This is a genomic window from Lentzea sp. DG1S-22 (assembly GCF_036321065.1).
Classification (GTDB): domain Bacteria; phylum Actinomycetota; class Actinomycetes; order Mycobacteriales; family Pseudonocardiaceae; genus Lentzea; species Lentzea jiangxiensis.
In genome coordinates this window covers 17,364-36,788 of the sequence record NZ_CP143276.1, presented here as the reverse complement: position 1 = coordinate 36,788, position 19,425 = coordinate 17,364, and the positions used below count along the sequence as shown (strand labels likewise).

Genomic DNA, 19,425 nt, shown 5'->3' with positions numbered 1-19,425 from the left:
CCGATACCGAGGTGCCCGAACGCTCCGTGCACGGTTCGGGCCGAATGATCACCGGACTGCTCCACCGGGGTGAACCGCGGTGCGCGCCGTGAGATGTTGACCACGGCGCCGGGTCCGCGGCCGCCGACCGGCCGAACCCCTTGCACCTCGGGCACTTCACCGATCCGCTTCCTTCAGCGGTCTGCGGAGGATCTTGCCCGACACGGACCTCGGTATCTCTCGCACGAAGACAACTTGGCGCACCTTCTTGTAGGGCGCCACCTCCGCGGCCACGAACGCCATGAGCTCCTCCGCCGTGACGTCGCCTTGCGTCACCACGAAGGCCTTCGGCACCTCACCGTTGACCCGATCGGGCGCACCGACGACGGCGGCGTCCCGCACGGCGGGATGTCGGCGCAGCACCGCTTCCAGCTCGGCCGGCGCCACCTGGTAGCCCTTGTACTTGATCATTTCCTTGACGCGGTCGACGACGTGGAAGCGCCCGTCGCGCACCCGCACGAGGTCTCCGGTGCGCAGCCAGCCGTCCGCGAACGCCTGCGCGGTGCCCTCCTCGTCACCGACGTAGCCGTCCATGAGCTGGGGACCGCGCAGGAGCATCTCGCCCTCGGGCGCGTCGATCGTGGTGCCCGGCTCGACGACGCGCGCCTCCGTTCCGGGGCAGAGCACCCCGATGCTCGCGGGGTCGGAGTCCACGTCGTCGTCGAAGGTCTGGTGCGTGCCACCGGCTTCGGTGAGCCCGTAGCCCTGCCGCACGGGCGCCCCGAGCTTGCGCTCGGCCTCCCGGCGGACGGCGTCGTCGAGCGGGGCCGCACCGCAGAGGACGTGTTCGAGGCGCAGGTGCGGCACCGGCCCGGCGTGGTCCGCGATGGCGGCGGCGAGCGGGGGCACCAGGTAGGCCCGCGTGACGCGGTGGTCCGCCAGGCGCCGCAGGTAGGTGCCGGCGTCGCCGCGGGGCATCGTCACGAGCGTGGCGCCGCCGAGGAGGCCGGAGTTGAGGATGATCGTGAAGCCGTAGACGTGGAAGAACGGCAGGTTCGCGGCGAGGACGTCGGTCTCGCCGATGCGCCAGCCGGGGCGGTGCTGCTCCAGGTTCGCGACGATCGCGCGGTGGCTCAGGCCGACGGCTTTCGCGACTCCGGTGGTACCGCTGGAGAACAGGACCACGGCACGCGCGCGCGGATTTCCCGGCGGCAGGGAATCGTTGCCGCCCCAGGGGAGGTCGTCGAGGTCGAGCGTCCGGCTGACGTTCGCGAGCTTGCCCAGCCGCGCGATCTCCCGCGGCGTGAGCATCGGGTTGATCAGCGCGGCCGTCGCACCCGCCGCCATGACCGCGTGCAGCCCGACGGCGAACCGCGGCCGGTTCGGGCTCGTGATCGCGACCGTGTCACCGGGCCGAATCCCTGTGCGCACAAGGCCTCGCGCCACCGCTTGGACCTGCTCGGCGAGCTCGGCGTACGTGAGCGACTCGTCCGTGACGGCGTCGACGAGCGCGATCTTGTCGTTGTGGCGACCGCGGTGCAGGACGTGCTCGGGGACCGTGCGCTCGGGAACGGCCACCGCCGGCAGGGGGCTGCGGTAGATCACAGGCTCGGCTCCGGGTTCCACGTCGCCGGGCCTGCTGCCCGGCGACGTGGCCGGAGACTATCCGCACTTTTCGCGGCCGTGCGGGTGAATCAGCTCAGATGCTCACGCCACGCGCGGCGAGCCAGCCCACGGGGTTGACCTTCTGGCCACCCTCGACCCACACCTCGAAGTGCAGGTGCGGCCCGGTCGACTGACCGCGGTTGCCGATCGTCGCGATCTGCTGCCCGGCCTTGACCTTCGCACCCTGCGGGACGTCGATGGTGTTCATGTGCCCGTAGACGGTGATGGTGCCGTCCTCGTGCTGAACGCGAACCCACAGCCCGAACCCGGACGCGGGCCCGGCCTCGACCACCGTGCCGTCCATGACGGAGACGATCGGCGTGCCGATGGCGTTCGCGATGTCGATGCCGTTGTGGCTCGTGCCCCAGCGGGCACCGAACCCGGACGTGAACGAACCCTGCGCCGGCCTGACGCACCGGGGCCGCTTCGCCTCCTCCGCGGCCGCGGCGCGCGCGGTCTCGGCCGCGACGCGCGCAGACTCGGCCGCGACGCGCTCGGCCTCGGCCTTGGCGGCCTCCTGGCGCTTCACGTAGGCGCCCTCGGCGGACTTGAGCGCCTCACGAACGTGGAACTGCGCCTGGATCTGCTCGGCCTGCAACAGCTTGCGCGTCTCGGCGCCGGTGTCGACCGAGTGGATCGTCTGGACGTCCAGGACCTGCGGAGCCTGCTTCTGCCCGGTCATGGCCGCGGCCAGGTCCCTGGTCGCCGCGACGGGCACGATGCCGTTCGCGGGACCGACGGTGGCCATCGCCTGGGTGAACCCGGCGCCGGCCAGAGCGCCCGCGGCCACAACGGCCGCCACTGCCTTCTTGCGGTCGAGGTCCACCTTGGCGATGACGTCCACCAACGGGGCCTTCGCACGCCGCAGGACCTTGGTGCGGATCGGGGAAGTCCGCTCCTCGGTCTCCGGCCGCGTCGGGGCCTCTGATTCCAGAGGGCCCTTCGCACGATGCCGTGCCAAACCTTGCCTCCATGCACTCGGGGGGAGTTCGTCTGACCGCGCTTCGCCTGGCTTCGGGAGGCCTGGCTGCGGGCTTCGGGGGCCCGGTGGTGGACTGGACCGCTTCGGGGGTGATCCGTGTCCTTGCGGTTATCGAACCGTGACATGCGGCGCAGAACGTAACCTCGCGTCACCACAGGAAGCAAGCGTCTAGGGCATTCACGTGATTAGGCCCACTGACGATTACTTTGCGTAGCCGAGTGGTTCAGGTGTTGGCCAACGCGCAGTAGACCAATGCCGGTCTTCTGTGTTTGTACTGGTCAGTCGCTTTATCGAGAAAGTCGTTCGGGGTGGTTTGGAGCGTGTCCGGGGTGGTTCGGGGAGTCGGTCTCGGCTGAAGAGGCTTCGGCGGCCGGATGGGCCGGTTCGGGGTGACCGCATCGCGCGTGCTCGCGTCATCGTCGCTCCCCGACGATCGCGATCGGGGCCGTCGTGGTTGCGTCATCACCGCTGATCAAAGCGGCCACCCACCGCCCTCGCCCCGTCTTCTCCAGCCCTCCCCCACGCGCAACGCAAAGGGCCGCCGGACGCACCTGGCGTCCGACGGCCCCGAGCCGGGCTGGCGGGTTACTTGTAGCGGTCGGCGGCCGGGGGCAGCGGGACCACCGGCAGACCGTCGTGGATCGCCTTCATGGCGTTGAACCACGTGGGTGCCGCCACCTGGCCACCGAAGACGCCCGCGTTGCTGCCGCCGCAGAGGCGGATCGGGTTCGCGCAGATCACCTCGGGGCGGTTGCCGTCGGCGTAGGTCATGACGGCCCCCGCGTACTGCGGGGTCGCGGCCATGAAGGCGACCGACTTGTGCTCCTCGGTGGTGCCCGTCTTGCCGATGACCGGGCGGTTCCAGCCGGTGCTGCGGGCCGCCTCGGCGGCCGTGCCACCGGCCGCGGTGTCCTGGGACATGCCCTGGGCCAGGGAGTTGGCCAGTTCGGTGTTCACGGCCTGCTCGCAGGGCAGTTCCTTGAGCGGCATCGGCTTGCCGTAGCGGTCGAGGACCTGCTCCACCGGGCTCGGCGGGCACCAGGTGCCGCCGGAGACGATGGTGGCGGCGACGTTCGCCAGTTCCAGGACGCTCGTGGCGCCCGGGCCGAGGGTGTAGGAGCCCGCGTTGTTCTGCTTCGTCCAGTCGCCCTGGGACGGGCCGTTCGACTTGTCCTCCTTCAGGGGCTCGCCCGCGCGGTTCGCGCCCTGGAGGGTCTCGCGCATGCCGAGGCGGTAGGCCATGTCGACGACGTTGCCCAGGCCCGCCTTCTCCTGCAGCATCACGAAGCCGGTGTTCGGCGACTGCGCGAGGGCCTGGGTCAGCGTCATCTTCTCGCCGTAGTTGCCCGCGTTCTCGACCTTCCACGGCGCGCCGCCGTTGGGGTAGACCTTCGAGTAGTAGACCTTCGGCACGTCCATCTGCTTGTCGATGCCGATGATGTTGCGCTCCATGGCCGCGGCGGCGGTGAAGACCTTGTTCACCGAGCCGGGGCCGAAGGGCAGGACCTCGGCGGGCACGGGGCGGGCGACCTGGCCCAGCTCGGCCTTGTTGCCGTAGTCGCGGGAGGCGACGAGGGCGCGCACGCGGTGCTTGTCGGTGCCCGGCTGCACGACGGACATGACGTTCGCGATGCCGTTCTGGGTCTTCGGCACCTGCTGCTCGGCCGACTGCTTCGCGGCCTTGGTGGCCTTCGGGTCCATCGTCGTCTTGATGGTGAGGCCGCCGCGCTGCAGCTCCTTGTTCGTGATGCCGGCTTCGCGCAGGTAGTCGAGCAGGTAGGAGCAGAAGAAGCCGTAGATCGGACCGTCACCGGCACCGACGCAGCCCTTCGGCAGGATCTGCAGGTCCTCGACGACGCCCAGCGGCGCGGCCTTGAACTCGTCGGCCTTCTTCTTCGCCTCGGTCTCGTCGGCGCCGAACGCGCCGTTCTCGCGCATCTTGTCGATGACGATGTTGCGGCGCTCCAGCGCCTTGTCCGGGGACGCGCCGGGGTTCAGCGACGACGGGCGGTTCGCGATCGCGGCCAGCAGCGCGGCCTGCGGGACGGTCAGCTTGTCGGCCGTCGTGTTGAAGTACGCCTTGGCCGCCGCGCCCACGCCGTAGGTCTGGTTGCCCAGCGGCACGATGTTGAGGTAGCCGGTGAGGATCTCTTCCTTGCTCATCTGCTGCTCGAGCTGCAACGCGACGCGCGCCTCGCGCATCTTGCGGCCGATGGTGGCCTCGGTGGCCTTCTCCCAGGCCTCCTGCTCGTTGTCGGCGCCGAGCACGAACGCCATGTAGTTCTTCACGTACTGCTGCGTCAGCGTCGACGCGCCCTGCGTCGCGCCACCGTCCACACCGGCCTTGGCGGCGGCACGGGCGATGCCCTGCCAGTCGACGCCCTGGTGGTCGAAGAAGCGCTTGTCCTCGATCGCGAGGATCGCGCCCTTCATGGTGTCCGCGATGTCCTTGGACTCCAGCGGGATGCGGTACTGGTCGTACAGGTAGGCGATCGGGTCGCCGTTCATGTCCTGGATGGTGGTGACGAGCGGCAGCTCACCCTTCGCGAGATCCCCCGACGTCTGGTCGACGGTGTCGGCCGCGCGGTTGGACGCGAGACCGAGACCTCCGACGAACGGGAACACCATCGCGGCGAGGAGCACACCCGCCGTCAGGCACAACCCCAGCAACTTGACCAAGCCTGACGCGCGTGCGGCGAACAACCCGCGACTCCTTCCGAACAAAACCCCAGAGATCTCTGTGTACTAAGTCGCGCGAGAGGCCCAGGAGGTTGCGTCCGCTGATCGACTGTTTCAACCGGATGACTCGATGTGATTGTCGCAGGGTTCCCCACCGGCCGGGACTTGACACCGAAAGGCCCGGTGGTGATCGACGCCACCGGGACACGGCACGAGCGGCCGGCGGGTGGCTCTACCGCAGCAGCCGCAGGCCGATCGTCGGGCTGGCCCTGCGCACCTCGACCCCCGCGTGGTCGGGCAGGAGGTCGTCGAGGAACCCGTAGCGCGACAGCTCTTCGTCGGGCCGCCGGCTCACCGTCCGCCACCACACCGCGATGTCCCCCCAGCCGGGTGCCGACAGCGAACCGCCGAAGTGCTGCACGGACAACGCGGCGCACAGGTTCGCGAACCGCACCCGGTGTTCAAGCGGCCACCCGGCCAGGGTGCCCATCACGAACCCGGCGCCGAACACGTCGCCCGCGCCTGTCGCGTCGAGCTGCGCGACGTTGAGGCCCGGCACGTCGACGCACTCACCGGTCGCGCTGTCGACGGCGACCGCCCCGGCACCACCGCGTGTGACGACCACCACGGGCACGTGCTCGGCCAGCGCGCGGGCGGCGGCCTCGGGCGTGTCGGTGCGGGTGTAGCCCTGGGCCTCGACGTGGTTCGGCAGGAAGACGTCGTAGCCGTCGAGCCGCCGCAGCAGTTCGGGTGACCACGCGCCGGTGCGGTCCCAGCCGATGTCGGCGAAGAGCTTCGCGCCGTTCTCCTTCGCCGTGCGGACCCATTGCTCGTCCTCGGCCTGGATGTGCACGAAGCACGCACGCGCGGGCGGCGGCGGGTTGAAGAGGTCGTCGGCCACGATGGGCGCCTTGTGCCCGTGCGTGACCATCGAACGGTCGCGCTCCATCGCCATGCTCACGGTCACCGGCGAGTGCCACCCGTAAAAACGGCGGCAGTAGGAGAGGTCGACGCCTTCCTGGTCGGCGAGCACGTCCCAGCAGAAGTCGCCGTACGCGTCCTCTCCGAACGCCGCGGCGAGCGCGGTCTTCAGCTCGAGCCGGCGCAGGGCGACCGCGAGGTTCGCGATGCCGCCCGGGCACGACCCGAGCCCTTCGGACCACACCTCGGTGCCCGGCTCCGGCGGGCGGGGCAGGCCGGTGAAGATGATGTCGAGGAACACGGTGCCGGTCAGCAGCACGTCGTAGTCGGGGGCAGCCGCGGGATCAGCCATGGGTAGACCTTGCCACCCGTCGCCGGGACCGATGCGTTGGAAACGGCGCACATGGGGGTTCCGCTCGGAAAAAACGTCCAGTTCCAGCTGCTCTGGTTCGGTGGCGCCGTCTCGCAGCTCGGCACGCAGCTCACGGCGGTCGCCGTGCCGTTGCTGCTCTACGCGGTGACCGGGTCGATCTTCTGGGCCGGGGTGGTCGCCGGTGTGCGCACGGCGGCGCTGGTGCTCACCCAGATGCCCGCCGGGGTGTGGGTGGACCGCTGGGACCGCGGCAAGGTCCTCGTCCTCAGCCAGACCACTCAGGCCGTCGCCGTCGCCGCGATGGCGGTCAACGTCGTGACCGGCGCGAACTCGGTCCTGGTGTTCGTGGTGCTGGCCGCCGTGGACGGCGCCTGCACGGCGTTCACTGGCCCCGCGCGCACCGCGGCGGTCAAAGCGGTCGTGCCGCCCGAGCAGCTCAAGACCGCGTACGCGCAGGAAGAGGCGCGGGGTCACGTCGCGTGGCTGGCCGGCCCGCCGCTCGGCGCCCTGCTCTTCGGCCTCGGCCGCGCGGTGCCGTTCCTCGCCGACGCGCTGTCGTTCCTGGTCGCGGCCGTCTGCGCGTGGTGCGCGAAGATCCCGCCGCGGGCCGGCGAGCGGCCACGTCAGCGCATGCACCACGACCTGCGCGACGCCTGGCGCTGGCTGTGGCGCCGGCGCGGGCTGCGCAACCTCGTGGCGGTCTTCCTCGCTCTGAACCTGCTCGGGTCGGCCGGGCTGCTGCCGGTGATGGCGCTCGTCAAGGAACGCGGCGGCGCCGACTGGCTGGTCGGCCTCGTGCTCACCGGCATCGGCGTGGGCGGTGTGCTCGGCGCCGTGCTCTCGCCCGGGGTCACCGCGGCACCGGGCCGGCTCCTGGTCGCCGTGCTCACCCTGTTCGGCGCGTGCAACGTCGCAATGGTGCTGCCGTTCGGCGCGTGGTGGCCGTTCGTGCCGCTCATGCTCACCGCGATCGGCACACCGCTGCTCAACGTCTCGGTGAACTCCGTCTTCACCGCCATGGTGCCCGACGAGCTGATGGGGCGGATGGACGCCGTCCTGACCTTCTTCACCCGCGCGGTCACCCCCGCGGCCCCGGTGCTCGGGGCGTTCGTCGCGGGGGTCGCGGGTGCCGGGGTGGCGCTGGCGCTGTTCGGCGCGCTGATCCTGGTCACCGCCGTGGTGGCGGCGTTCACCGACCTCCGGACCACCGTGCCGCGGTAGGCGTCAGCCCTCTTCGGCGATCATCTCCCGCATCCGGGCGAGCGCCCGGTGCTGCGCCACCCGCACGGCGCCCGGCGTCGACTCGACGGCCAGCGCGACCTCCTCGGCGGACAGCCCGACGGCCACCCGCAGCACGAGGATCTCGCGCTGGCGCGGCGGCAGCTTGTGCAGCAGGCGCGTGACCTGGGCCATCATCTCGCCGTTGACCGCGTGCTGCTCCGGGCCCGCGTCGAGGGACGGGCAGTCGGGCAGCTCCGGCACGACCTCGGCGCGGTTGCGGACGGCGCGGCGGCGGGCGTCGGCGACCTTGTGCGCGGCGATGCCGTACACGAAGGCGAGGAACGAGCCGGGCTCGTAGCGGTACTTGGACAGGGCGCCGAGCACCGCCACGCAGACCTCCTGCGCGATGTCCTCGGCTGAGACGAGCGTGCGCTCACGGCCGCCGACGCGGGCGCGGCAGTAGCGCACGATCAGCGGCTGGATGCGGCCGAGCAGGTGCTCGACCGCCCGTCTGTCCCCGTCGAGGGCGGCGTCGACGAGATCGGTGAACTCGGCTTCGGCGAGCCACCGGGTGGAGACCGGCGCCGGGCGCACCCGACGGCGCGTGGGCACCGCGGGCTGGTTCCAAGCCCCCGGACCTTCCGAGGGCGCGAGGACCGCGACACCGCCACCGGTACGCACGGCTGTGGGAATGACCATCCCGGCGACCTCCTCCACTACAGCGACACTGGGGCTTCACTGAAGAAGAGTCCGCAGCGTGGCGTTTGATACCGGCTGCTTCCAAGAGGACCACGAAGTCCAGTCGGGTGGGGTGAGCAGCACCCGACTGGGGTAGAACGTGGTCCTAATGGCCCAGTCTTCCGGCCATGCCGAATTGCTGCACCCCGAGGTAGCCGACGCGGAAGCCCGCCTCCGAGTAGGCGAGGTAGAACTCACACATCCGGCGGAACGTGTCGTCGAAGCCCAGGTCGTGCGTGTGCGCGTGCCCACCCAGCCGGTCGTCGGCCTCGAACAGCGTGACCTCGTGCTTGCGCTGCAGCACGTGAGCGGCCGTGAGTCCGGCCACCCCCGCTCCGATGACGGCGACCTCAGCCACGCGAACCTCCCAACGGCACGTCGAGGCCTCGCGGCGAGGCCTCCCGCATCGCGTTCGCGATGTCGGGCGCCACCGGTTCGAGCCCGAGTTCACCGTGGACGAACGACACGACGAGCCGGGTCCAGTCCTTCGCCCTCTTGAGCATCGCGTGGCCGTCGCCGACGACGCTGAACCGCGCGACCCGGTCGGTGACCGTCTTGGCCTGCCGCGCGAACCACAACGACTTCGCGGGGTCCGTCATCCGTTCCTGGTCGCCGTGTGCGATCAACAGCGACTTGCCGCGCAGCTGTTCGTACGGCTCACCGGGCACGATCCACGGCGCGAGCGCGCACACCGCGATCACGTTCGGATGTCCCGCGACGCGCAACGCCGCCCGGCCGCCCATCGAGTGGCCGACGACCACGACCGGGGCGCCGGGGTGCAGCTCGCTGATCCGGTCGAGGGCCCACCGAGCGTCCTTGACGGGGTCGAGGCTCGGCGCGTTCCAGCCGCGGACCCGGTAGCGCAGGGTCCAGACCTCGACACCGGGCGCGCGCAGGGCCCTGGCCAGCGGCACCATCCTCAGGTAGGCGAGGTTGTGCCGCCTGACCGGTTCCTGGCCGTGTTCGCGGCCGCCGTGCAGCACGAGCACCACGGCCTTCGTACCGGCGAGCGGTCTCGCCACGTCTACATGCGGTTGCACAGTTGATGTTCGGGACGCCACGTCTTCCGGCTCGGACAATGAGAGCCAGGTCACACCGAACGCGCGGGCTGCGACGCCGCCGGGGTGCGTCGCCTGCGGGACGCCTCCGCCGCGCCCACGCAGTAGGGTTCGCAGCCGTGATCGACCACCTCAGCATCCCCACCGGCGCAGGCACCTTCGACGCCATCGCGTCCGGCCCCGAGGACGGCCGGCCGGTGCTGCTCCTGCACGGGTTCCCCGAGGCCGCCATCGAGTGGGAGCACCAGGTAGCGGTGCTCGGCGTGAACGGCTTCCGCGCCGTCGCGCCCGACCAGCGCGGCTACTCCCCCGGCGTGCGCCCGGAGCAGGCCTCCGAGTACACCGTCACGCACCTCGTCGGTGACGTGATCGCGATGGCCGACGCGCTGGGCTGGGACACGTTCGACCTGGTCGGCCACGACTGGGGCGGCGCCGTCGCCTGGTGGACCGCGATCGAGCACCCCGGACGCGTCCGCACGCTCAGCGTCTTCTCCACCCCGCACCCCGGTGCGTTGAAGACCGCGCTGCAGACCGACGAGGAGCAGGCGATGCGGTCGCGGTACATGCTCGACTGGCGCGAACGCAGCACCGAGAAGCGCATGCTCGACAACAACGCCCACGCGCTGCGCTCGATGTTCGAGTGGCGGGTGCGCCCCTCGCACGTCGACGAGTACGTCCAGCGGCTGTCGGAACCGGGCGCGCTGACGGCGGCGTTGAACTGGTACCGCGCCGGCAAGCCGCACGGTGCCGCGGACAAGGTCAGCGTCAAGACCATGTACGTGTGGAGCACCGAGGACGTCGCCTTCGGGTCGGTGGCGGCGTTCGAGACCGAGAAGTGGTGCACCGGGCCGTACCGGTTCGAGATGGTCGAGGACGTGAGCCACTGGATCCCCGAGGAGATCCCGGAGGCCGTGTCCTCGCTGATCCTGGAGCACCTGAACTAGATTCGACGTCATGCGCGTGGCCGGTCTCCTGCTCGCCGCGGGAGCCGGCCGCCGGTTCGGCTCTCCCAAGGCCCTCGTCCCGCTGGACGGCAAGCTCTTCGTCGAGTCGGCGGCGGAGCTGCTGCTGTCCGCCGGCTGCGACCCGGTCGTGGTCGTGCTCGGCGCGCAGGCCGCAGAAGTGCGCCGACGTGCTGCGCTGGACGGCGTGACCGTCGTCGACAACCCCCACTGGGACACCGGCATGGGCTCGTCGTTGCGCACCGGCCTGCGCGCCGTCGGTGTCGCGGACGCCGTCGTCGTCCTCCCCGTGGACACCCCGGGAGTGACGGTGGACGCCCTGCACCGCCTGATCGGCCTGGCCGGACCGGGAGCCCTGGCCCGCGCCACCTACGACGGCGAGATCGGGCACCCGGTGCTGATCGGCTCGGACCACTTCGCGGGCGTCGTGGCCTCCGCGGCGGGCGACCAGGGCGCGCGGGACTACCTCAGGGCGAGCACCGTGCGTCTCGTCGAGTGCGCCGACGTCGCGGACGGCGCGGACGTCGACCGGCCGGAGGACCTGCCGGGTCAGGGGCGTGCGCGCACCGCCGCCCGCGCGCACCCACCGGCGACGGCGAGCGACGCCAGCGCCACCCACACCGGCCAGAGCTCGGAGTAGGTGACCGCCAGCGCGAGGTGCGCGGCCCCGGCGGACGTGAAGACCGCCGCGAGCACCACCCAGAAGCTGAAGTGCCGTCTGATCCACCCCACCTCCTGCCCGCAGCGGTCCCGTTGCCGCGCGTATCGGGGTTCGTGGTGCTCGGGTTACTGGTGGGGTCTTCCGCAATCAGGTACTACTGGGCCGCATGACGACCGACACCGTGACCGGCTCCGACTACGGCAACCTCGTGCGCACGCACCTGACGCGCGTGGAACAGCACAACGCGGCCGCACTGGACGACGTGGCCGAGCTCGTGCTCGCCGCAGTGCAGGCCGACGGACTCCTCCTCACCGCGGGCGCGGGGCACTCGCTGGCGGCGGTCGCCGAGACCTTCTACCGCGCGGGCGGCCTGGCCTGCGTCCGCCCGGTCTACCACCCCGAGCTGCTCCCGATGCACGGCGCGATCAGCAGCACGTCCGCCGAACGCCGTTCCGGTCTCGCGGGCGAGGTCCTGCGCGAGTCGGGTCTGGCGCCGCACGACGTCCTGTTCGTCTTCTCCACCTCGGGGGTCAACCCCTACCCGGTCGAGCTGGCCCAGGAGGCCGCCGGCAAGGGCTGCCCGGTCGTCGCCGTCACGTCGGTGGCGTCGAGCGCCAAGGCCCCGCGCCGCGCGGGCGTGACGCTGGCCGAGGTCGCGACCGTGGTGCTCGACAACCTGGTCCCGCCCGGGGACTCCACCTACCCGGAGCAGGCGCCGGTCACCGCGGCCATCTCGACCCTCGCCACCACGTTCCTGTGGAACCTGCTGATGGTGCGCCTCGTCGACAAGGCCACCGCGAGCGGTGTGCAACTGCCGCTGTGGCGCAGCGCGAACGTGGAGGGCGGCGACGCGGCCAACGCCGACCTGCTCAGGCACTACCAGACCCGCATCCCGCAGCTCGGATGAGTGGAAATACGCGGTTCTCCCGAACGGTCCGCCGTTAGTCTCCCACCGGGGAAAGCACTGACATGGGGGGGACTTCACCGGTGGAGCAGAGAACGCGCAGATGGATCCTGATCGGCGGCGCGCTCGCCACGGCGACCATTGTCGGCGTGGGGGGCGCGCTGCTGTGGTCCGGCGGCACGACGGCCGCGGACGCACCGGGCGGGGGGTCGCAGGTGAAGACCCCGGAGACGCCGTCGCAGGTGGCCCAGTCGTTCTTGACCAGGGCGTTCTCCGGTCCGGCCAGCGCCGCGCCGTTCATCGACGCGCCGGACGCGGCGGTACCGGCCCTGGAGGCCACGAAGGCCGGCATGAGCACCTCCGTCTACCAGGCACAGCTGGCCGCGGCCGAACCGCCGGCGGCGGACGCCACCACCACCGAGCTCACCGCGGCCGTCACGTGGACGATGCCGAACTCCAGCCGGCTCAAGTACGACGTCAAGGTCCCGATGACGCGTGCGGGCGGCACCTGGAAGGTCCACTGGACCCCGGCGCTGATCCACCCGCAGCTGACCGAGGGCGCCTCGCTCGTCTTCCGCAAGGCGCTGGCCGACGGCGCCCTGCTGGGCCGTGACGGCAAGCCGCTCGTCCAGAACGCGATCCCGGACGGCCTCTACAAGTCGATCACCGGCTCGGTCGGCGACGTGCAGGGCACCGACGGCTGGGAGGTCGGCATCAGCTCCGGCGCGACCTTCACCGCGCTGGACGGCAAGAAGCCCGAGGGCGGCCAGAAGATCACCGTCACCCTCGACCCGGCCCGCCAGGCAGCCGCCCAGGCCGCCGTCGACGCCCTGCCGAAGGGCGCGGCGATCGTGGCGATCGAGGCCTCGACGAGCGAGATCCTCGCCGTGGCGCAGAACAAGGCTCTGAGCGGCACCAACCCGTTCGTCGGCCGCTACGCCCCCGGATCGACGTTGAAGATCGTCACCGCGGCGGCGGCCCTGAACGCGGGCCTGGTCCAGGCGAACACCGCGCTCCCCTGCCCCGCCACCGACACCGTCGGCACGCGCACGATCAGCAACGCGGGCTTCGGCCACGACAGCCTGCCGTTCCACACGGCGTTCGCGCTGTCCTGCAACACGACCTTCGGCGAGCTGGGCCTGAAACTGGGGCCGAACGCGTTGCCGGACATGGCGAAGCGCTTCGGACTGGGAGCCGACTGGACGATCTCCGGCGCCGACACGAACACCGGCAAGGTGCCGCCCGCGACCGGCGACCAGCAGGTGGAGAACAGCTTCGGCCAGGGCAACGTGGTCGCGAGCCCGTTCGGCATGGCGCTCGTCGCCGCGACCGTCGTCTCCGGCAAGCAGCCCAAGCCCACGCTGATGCGCGGCAAGCCCTCGACACCGAACGACGTGGCGGCCGCTCCTCCCCCGGCGGTCCTGCAGCCGTTGCGCGCGATGATGCGCGAGGTCGTCACCGGCGGCACGGCCAAGCAGCTGGCCGGAATTCCCGGCCTGGCGGGGAAAACGGGCACCGCGGAGGCGGGCGGCGGCACCGAGCACGGCTGGTTCGTCGGCTACCAGGGCAACGTGGCGTTCGCGGTCTTCGTCGAGAACGCCGGTTCGTCGCAGAGCGCGCTGACCGCGACGGCGGCGTTCCTCAAGGGCTGACCGGCGGCGGAGAGGGCCGGGGCGGAAAGCCGGGCAGGGCACGGGTCGGCAGAGCAGGGGGCGGAGGCGGAGCGGCGGGCGCAGCGGCAGCGACGACGGAGGCGGCAGCGGCGCACTTCACCACGCCGACAACCGCGCCTGACGCGCGCAGAGCCTCTGCCAGCCCTCATGGCAGTGCCCGCCGGGCTTCAGCCGCAGCCAGCACCAGCCAGCCCCGCAGCTCGCGCCCGCCCAGCTCCACAGCGCGGCCAGCTCCACAGCGCGGCCAGCTCCACAGCGCGGCCAGCCCGCGCAGCCGGGCCAGCCGCATGGCCGTGCCCGCCGAGCCTCACCCGCGGCCAGTCCCAGCCAGCCCAGCTCCACACCCCGCGCAGCCCGGCCAGCCAGGCCAGCCCGCCGAGCCGCCCCTGTGGTCAGTCCCCAGCCAGTCCCACAGTCCGCCCAGCCCACAGCCCGGCCCGCGACGCGAGCCGCCCGCCCGTCAGGGCGTCCGCGCCGCCAGCCCGTCCGCGCCGCCAGCCCGTCCGCGCCGCCAAGGCGTCCGCGCCGCCAAGGCGTCCGCGCCGCCAAGGCGTCCGCCCCGTCAGGGCGTCCGCGCCGTCAGCGCGTCCGCCCCGTCAAGGCCTCTGCGCCACCTCCGCCACCCCGGCCCGCTCGCTGAACTTCGGCGTCGGGAACACCCCGACCACCGGCGGCTGCGCGAACTGCGTGTTGTAGAGGTCCGCGTAGCGGCCCTCGGCCGCCATCAGCTCGGTGTGCGTGCCGCGCTCGACGATCTCGCCGTGCTCGAGCACCAGGATCTGGTCGGCGTTACGGATGGTCGACAGCCGGTGCGCGATCACCAGGGCGGTGCGGCCGTGCAGGGCCTCGGTCAGCGCTTCCTGCACCGCCGCCTCCGACTCCGAGTCGAGGTGGGCGGTGGCCTCGTCGAGGATCACGACGCGCGGCTTGGCGAGGAGCAGGCGGGCGATGGTCAGGCGTTGGCGTTCGCCGCCGGAGAGGCGGTAGCCGCGTTCGCCGACGACGGTGTCCAGCTGGTCGGGCAGCGAGGCGACCAGGCCGAGCAGGCGGGCGCGGCGCAGCGAGTCCCACAGCTCCTCGTCGGACGCGCCGGGTGAGGCGTACTCGAGGTTCGCGCGGATCGTGTCGTGGAACAGGTGGCCGTCCTGCGTCACCACGCCGACGGTGGCGCGCAGCGAGTCGAACGACAGGTCGCGGACGTCCACTCCGGACAGCCGCACGGCACCGGAGTCGACGTCGTACAGGCGTGGTACGAGGGACGCCAGCGTCGACTTGCCGGCGCCGGACGAGCCGACCACGGCGACGAGCTGGCCCGCGAGGGCCTCGAAGCTGACGCCGTGCAGCACCTCCTCGCCGCCGCGGGTGTCCAGGGTGGCCACCGACTCCAGCGAGGCGAGCGACACCTTGTCCGCGGACGGGTAGGCGAAGCGGACGTCGGAGAACTCGACCGACACCGGGCCGTCGGGCACCGTGCGCGGGTTCTCGCTTTCCTTGATCATCGGGTCGAGGTCGAGCACCTCGAAGACGCGTTCGAACGACACCAGCGCCGTCATCAGGTCGACGCGGGCGTTCGCGAGCGCGGTCAGCGGCGCGTACAGGCGCGTGAGCAGCAGCGCCAGCGACACCACGGCGCCGGCGGCGAGGTGCCCGGTCAGCGCCAGGTACCCGCCCAGGCCGTAGACCAGGGCTTGGGCCAGCGACGACACCAGCGTCAGACCGGTCATGAACCAGCGGGTGGCCATCGCGGTCCGGATGCCGATGTCGCGGACCTTCGCCGCCTTCTCGCCGAACTCCCGCTCCTCGCGGTCGGGGCGGCCGAACAGCTTCACCAGGGTCGCGCCGGGAGCGGAGAAGCGCTCCGTCGACTGCGTGACCATCGAAGCGTTCAGGCTCGACGCCTCGCGCTGCATCTCCGCCATCCGCTTGCCCATGCGCTTGGCGGGCAGCACGAACACCGGCAGCAGCACCAGCGCCAGGGCGGTGACCTGCCACGACAGCGCGAACATGACGCCCAGCGCCAGTACCAGCTGGATGATGTTCGTGACGAACCCGGACAGCGTGGACGTGAACGCGCGCTGGGCGCCGATCACGTCGTTGTTCAGGCGTGACACGAGCGCACCGGTGCGCGTGCGGGTGAAGAACGCGACGGGCATCTTCTGCACGTGGCCGAACACGGCTCGGCGCAGGTCGTAGATCAGGCCTTCACCGATGCGGGTCGACTGCCAGCGCTCGACGACGCCCAGACCGGCGTCGGTCAGGGCGATCACCGCGATCACCACGGCGAGCCACACCACGACGGAGGGGTTCGACCCGCGCACGATCGCGTCGACCACGCGGCCCGCCAGCAGCGGCGTCGTCACCGCGAGGGCCGCCGACACCACCGTCAGCAGGAGGAACACCACCAGCTTCGCCCGGTGGGGCCGGGCGAAGGCCAGCACGCGCCGGAAGGTTCCCCGGCGCACCTTCGCGGGTGCGTCGGAGGTGACCCCCATCATGAATCGCCAGGAGCTGTAGCCGTCCACGCTGACTAGAACAGCACAGCGGTCCGACAATTCCGTCGAGCGCTGCCAGAGCGCCGGAAAGTTTCAGCTTTGAGCGGACAGGGCCGCGAACGACCGCAGCCGGCGCAGCTGGGCGGCGCGTTCCAGCGCGAGCTGCGCCTCGGCGTCGACACCGGACGCCGCGGACGCGATCAGCCCGAGCGTCTCCGCGACGGCACCCGCGGGCGACTTCAGCACGGCGGTCACGAGCGCGTCGACGGCGCCGTCGAGCTCGCCGGCGGGCACGACGGAGTTCGCGAGGCCGATGCGCAGCGACTCCTCCGCCGGCACCCGGCGGGACGTCACGCACATCTCGGCCGCGCGCGAGTACCCCACGAGTCGCACCAACGGCAGCGTGCCGCCGAGGTCGGGCACCAGACCCAGCCCGGTCTCGGCCATGCAGAACTGCGCGTCCTCGGCGAGCACGCGGAAGTCGCACGCCAGCGCCAGCTGGAAACCCGCGCCGATGGCGTGCCCGTGCACCGCGGCGATCGTCACGCGTGCCGGGTCGCGCAGCCAGCTGAACCCGGCCTGGTACGACGCGATGCGGGCGTCGGCCTCCTCCGGAGACAGCGCCAGGATCGCTCCGAGACCACCGGGTTCGCCGTCGACGGGCTCACCGGTGAACATGCGCCGGTCCAACCCCGCCGAGAAGGCGCGGCCGGAGCCCCGGACGACCACGACGCGGACGTCCGGGTCCAGCTGTTCGCCGATGTGCCGCAACGCCTGCCACGTGGCGGGCGTCTGCGCGTTGAGCACGTCGGGACGATCGAGCGTGATGGTCGCGCGCGGCCCCGAGATCGCGAGCCGAACGCCACCGCGCTCGAGCACACCAGCGTCGATGGAAGGCACTGGCATGGTGGTTACCTCCGGCGAACTAGAAGCTAGTTACCGGAGAGTAGCAGTCTGGGTCGTCGCTACTTCTTCTTCGTCCGGGTGGCGCCACCGCGACCGCGCAGCGTGACCCCGGATTCCGACAGAACCCGGTGCACGAAGCCGTAGGAACGCCCGGTGCTCTCCGCCAAAGCCCGGATGCTCGCGCCCTTTTCGTACTTCTTCTTCAGGTCAGCGGCCAGCTTGTCCCGCGTGGCGCCGGTGATCCGGGCACCCTTCTTCAGGTCAGCCACCTTGTCCCGCCTTCCGTACGAGCAGGTGGGCCGTTCTACGGCCCCTGTCGTCGCAATGATCGAACAGGAACCGGCAGAACGCCAGGTGATCAAGCAAAGAGATCGCCGAACGGTCGAATCGATCACGCTCAGTTGATCACAGAACGCGCTCGGTAGTCCTTTGACGGGTGGAGATCACGCGAGCTGGACGAGCTCGAGGTAGTCCTCGGACCAGTGGTCCTCGGTGCCGTCGGGCAGCAGGATCACCCGCTCGGGTTCCAGCGCCTCGACCGCTCCGGGGTCGTGCGTCACGAGGACGACCGCGCCCTCGTAGCGCCGCAACGCGTCGAGCACCTGCTCGCGCGAAGCCGGGTCGAGGTTGTTCGTGGGCTCGTCGAGCAGCAGCACGTTCGCGGCCGACGACACCAGGCCGGCGAGCGCCAGTCGCGTCTTCTCGCCACCGGACAGCGTGCCCGCGGGCTGGTCGAGCTGCTCACCGCTGAACAGGAACGTGCCGAGCAGCGACCGCAGCCGCTGCTCCTGCTCATCCGGCGCCATGTGGCGGATGTTCTCCCACACCGACGCGTTGTGGTCGAGCGTCTCGTGCTCCTGGGCGAAGTAGCCGATCTTCAGGCCGTGGCCGGGGACGACCTTGCCCGCGTCCATGTTCTCGCTGCCGCCGAGCAACCGCAGCAGCGTCGTCTTGCCGGCACCGTTGAAGCCGAGCACGACGACGCGGGAGCCCTTGTCGATCGCGAGGTCGACACCGGTGAAGATCTCCAGCGACCCGTAGGACTTGCTCAGACCCTCTGCCATCAAAGGGGTCTTGCCGCACGGCGCGGGCGCCGGGAAGCTGATCTTCGCGACCTTGTCGCTCTGGCGCACGTCGTCGAGACCGTCGAGCAGCTTCTGCGCGCGCTTCGCCATGTTCTGCGCCGCGACGGCCTTCGTGGCCTTCGCGCCCATCTTGGCGGCCTGCGTCATCAGCGCGCCGGCCTTCTTCTCGGCGTTGGCGCGCTCGCGGCGACGGCGCTTCTCGTCCGTCGCACGGGCTTCGAGGTACTTCTTCCAGCCGAGGTTGTAGATGTCGACCTCACCGCGGATCGCGTCGAGGAACCACACCTTGTTCACGACGTCGTCGAGCAGTTCGACGTCGTGCGAGATCACGACGAGACCGCCGTCGTGGGACTTCAGGAAGCCGCGCAGCCACGTGATCGAGTCGGCGTCGAGGTGGTTCGTGGGCTCGTCGATCAGCAGGATCGTGCTCGACTTCGCGCCGACACCGGCCTCGGAGGCGGCGAACAGGATGCGCGCCAGCTCGACGCGGCGGCGCTGACCACCGGACAGCGTGCTGAGCGGCTGGGCGAGAACGCGGTCGGGCAGGCCGAGGTTCGAGCAGATGCGGGCGGCCTCGGACTCGGCCGCGTACCCGCCGAGCGCGGCGAAGCGCTCCTCGAGCTTGCCGTACCTCGTGACGGCGACGTCGAGCTCGGCCGGGTCGACGAGCTCGGCCATCTTCGTCTGGGCCTTCTCCATGTCGCGCAGGAGCTGGTCGAGACCGCGTGCGGACAGCACCCGGTCCTTCGCGATGACGGACAGGTCGCCCTCGCGCGGGTCCTGCGGCAGGTAGCCGAGCGCGCCCTTGCGCATGATGGTGCCGGCGTACGGCTCGCCCTCACCGGCGAGAACGCGCAGCGAGGTGGTCTTGCCGGCGCCGTTGCGGCCCACGAGGCCGATGCGGTCGCCGGGCTGGACGCGCAGGTTGGCGCCGCTCACGAGAATGCGTGAGCCCGCGCGCAACTCCATGTCGGTTGCGGTGATCAAGAGGAACTCCGGGAGGCATACGTTTCTGTGCGTCTGGGAAATCGGCACAGCCGGGCACGGCAAAGGGATGGCACGTCCGGTTCGGCCTACTCCAGGAGGATCACGCGAACCAGTCTACGGGATCGCGACCATCGAATTT

16 protein-coding genes are annotated in these 19,425 nt (G+C 71.2%); 5 read left to right on the top strand and 11 right to left on the bottom strand.

Going from position 1 to position 19,425, the window contains the following annotated elements:
- Positions 1-156: 156 nt before the first annotated feature.
- The 4 genes from V1227_RS00155 to V1227_RS00140 form a co-directional block, all read right to left on the bottom strand.
- Positions 157-1,584 (bottom strand): AMP-binding protein, encoded by a 1,428-nt coding sequence (locus V1227_RS00155; RefSeq protein ID WP_329790347.1) that lies wholly within the window; start codon positions 1,582-1,584, stop codon positions 157-159.
- A 94-nt stretch (positions 1,585-1,678) separates the two neighbouring features.
- Positions 1,679-2,446: a M23 family metallopeptidase gene (locus tag V1227_RS00150; protein ID WP_442916510.1), complete on the bottom strand. Its 768-nt coding sequence runs from the start codon at positions 2,444-2,446 to the stop codon at positions 1,679-1,681.
- Positions 2,447-3,211: 765 nt separating this feature from the next.
- Entirely contained in the window at positions 3,212-5,305 is a 2,094-nt protein-coding gene (locus tag V1227_RS00145; protein WP_329790345.1) for a transglycosylase domain-containing protein, read from the bottom strand.
- 232 nt (positions 5,306-5,537) lie between these two features.
- The gene (locus V1227_RS00140; protein WP_329790344.1) at positions 5,538-6,578 is read right to left on the bottom strand and encodes a carbohydrate kinase family protein; all 1,041 of its coding nucleotides are present in this window, start codon (positions 6,576-6,578) and stop codon (positions 5,538-5,540) included.
- Positions 6,579-6,629: 51 nt separating this feature from the next.
- Here V1227_RS00140 and V1227_RS00135 point away from each other — a divergent pair, with 51 nt between their 5' ends.
- Positions 6,630-7,820, top strand: coding sequence for an MFS transporter (locus V1227_RS00135; RefSeq protein WP_329790343.1), 1,191 nt, complete (start codon positions 6,630-6,632; stop codon positions 7,818-7,820).
- 3 nt (positions 7,821-7,823) lie between these two features.
- Here the strand turns inward: V1227_RS00135 and shbA are convergent, their stop codons facing one another.
- The 3 genes from shbA to V1227_RS00120 form a co-directional block, all read right to left on the bottom strand.
- The gene (gene shbA, locus V1227_RS00130) at positions 7,824-8,519 is read right to left on the bottom strand and encodes an RNA polymerase sigma factor ShbA (RefSeq protein WP_329790342.1); all 696 of its coding nucleotides are present in this window, start codon (positions 8,517-8,519) and stop codon (positions 7,824-7,826) included.
- A 145-nt stretch (positions 8,520-8,664) separates the two neighbouring features.
- Positions 8,665-9,009, bottom strand: a complete 345-nt coding sequence (locus V1227_RS40485; RefSeq protein ID WP_442916431.1) for an FAD-dependent oxidoreductase — start codon at positions 9,007-9,009, stop codon at positions 8,665-8,667.
- Complete coding sequence (locus tag V1227_RS00120) at positions 8,909-9,580, bottom strand: alpha/beta hydrolase (RefSeq protein ID WP_329790341.1); 672 nt, start codon at positions 9,578-9,580, stop codon at positions 8,909-8,911. The genes V1227_RS40485 and V1227_RS00120 overlap by 101 nt, the downstream gene beginning before the upstream one ends.
- 155 nt (positions 9,581-9,735) lie before the next feature.
- Here V1227_RS00120 and V1227_RS00115 point away from each other — a divergent pair, with 155 nt between their 5' ends.
- The 4 genes from V1227_RS00115 to V1227_RS00100 all read left to right on the top strand — a co-directional run bounded on the left by V1227_RS00115 (position 9,736) and on the right by V1227_RS00100 (position 13,795).
- Entirely contained in the window at positions 9,736-10,560 is an 825-nt protein-coding gene (locus V1227_RS00115) for an alpha/beta fold hydrolase (protein ID WP_236222509.1), read from the top strand.
- A gap of 10 nt (positions 10,561-10,570) precedes the next feature.
- Positions 10,571-11,218, top strand: coding sequence for a nucleotidyltransferase family protein (locus tag V1227_RS00110; RefSeq protein WP_329790340.1), 648 nt, complete (start codon positions 10,571-10,573; stop codon positions 11,216-11,218).
- A gap of 187 nt (positions 11,219-11,405) precedes the next feature.
- On the top strand, positions 11,406-12,146 hold the full coding sequence (locus V1227_RS00105) for an SIS domain-containing protein (RefSeq protein ID WP_329790339.1): 741 nt from the start codon (positions 11,406-11,408) through the stop codon (positions 12,144-12,146).
- Positions 12,147-12,226: 80 nt separating this feature from the next.
- The gene (locus V1227_RS00100) at positions 12,227-13,795 is read left to right on the top strand and encodes a penicillin-binding transpeptidase domain-containing protein (RefSeq protein WP_329790337.1); all 1,569 of its coding nucleotides are present in this window, start codon (positions 12,227-12,229) and stop codon (positions 13,793-13,795) included.
- A gap of 617 nt (positions 13,796-14,412) precedes the next feature.
- Here V1227_RS00100 and V1227_RS00095 read toward each other — a convergent pair.
- The 4 genes from V1227_RS00095 to V1227_RS00080 all read right to left on the bottom strand — a co-directional run bounded on the left by V1227_RS00095 (position 14,413) and on the right by V1227_RS00080 (position 19,286).
- Entirely contained in the window at positions 14,413-16,311 is a 1,899-nt protein-coding gene (locus V1227_RS00095) for an ABC transporter ATP-binding protein (RefSeq protein WP_329793928.1), read from the bottom strand.
- A gap of 90 nt (positions 16,312-16,401) precedes the next feature.
- Complete coding sequence (locus V1227_RS00090; protein WP_329790336.1) at positions 16,402-17,214, bottom strand: enoyl-CoA hydratase/isomerase family protein; 813 nt, start codon at positions 17,212-17,214, stop codon at positions 16,402-16,404.
- Positions 17,215-17,273: 59 nt separating this feature from the next.
- Positions 17,274-17,483, bottom strand: coding sequence for a helix-turn-helix domain-containing protein (locus V1227_RS00085; protein WP_030473247.1), 210 nt, complete (start codon positions 17,481-17,483; stop codon positions 17,274-17,276).
- A gap of 174 nt (positions 17,484-17,657) precedes the next feature.
- A complete protein-coding gene (locus V1227_RS00080) occupies positions 17,658-19,286 on the bottom strand; it encodes an ABC-F family ATP-binding cassette domain-containing protein (RefSeq protein WP_329790335.1) in 1,629 nt (542 codons plus the stop codon).
- Between the last annotated feature and the right edge of the window lie 139 nt (positions 19,287-19,425).

Excerpts from the sequence above, each read along its gene's own strand:
- V1227_RS00135 (WP_329790343.1), top strand. The coding sequence starts at position 6,630 with ATGGGGGTTCCGCTCGGAAAAAACGTCCAGTTCCAGCTGCTCTGGTTC.
- V1227_RS00090 (WP_329790336.1), bottom strand. The coding sequence starts at position 17,214 with ATGCCAGTGCCTTCCATCGACGCTGGTGTGCTCGAGCGCGGTGGCGTT.
- V1227_RS00140 (WP_329790344.1), bottom strand. The coding sequence starts at position 6,578 with ATGGCTGATCCCGCGGCTGCCCCCGACTACGACGTGCTGCTGACCGGC.
- shbA (WP_329790342.1), bottom strand. The coding sequence starts at position 8,519 with ATGGTCATTCCCACAGCCGTGCGTACCGGTGGCGGTGTCGCGGTCCTC.
- V1227_RS00110 (WP_329790340.1), top strand. The coding sequence starts at position 10,571 with ATGCGCGTGGCCGGTCTCCTGCTCGCCGCGGGAGCCGGCCGCCGGTTC.
- V1227_RS00095 (WP_329793928.1), bottom strand. The coding sequence starts at position 16,311 with ATGATGGGGGTCACCTCCGACGCACCCGCGAAGGTGCGCCGGGGAACC.
- V1227_RS00105 (WP_329790339.1), top strand. The coding sequence starts at position 11,406 with ATGACGACCGACACCGTGACCGGCTCCGACTACGGCAACCTCGTGCGC.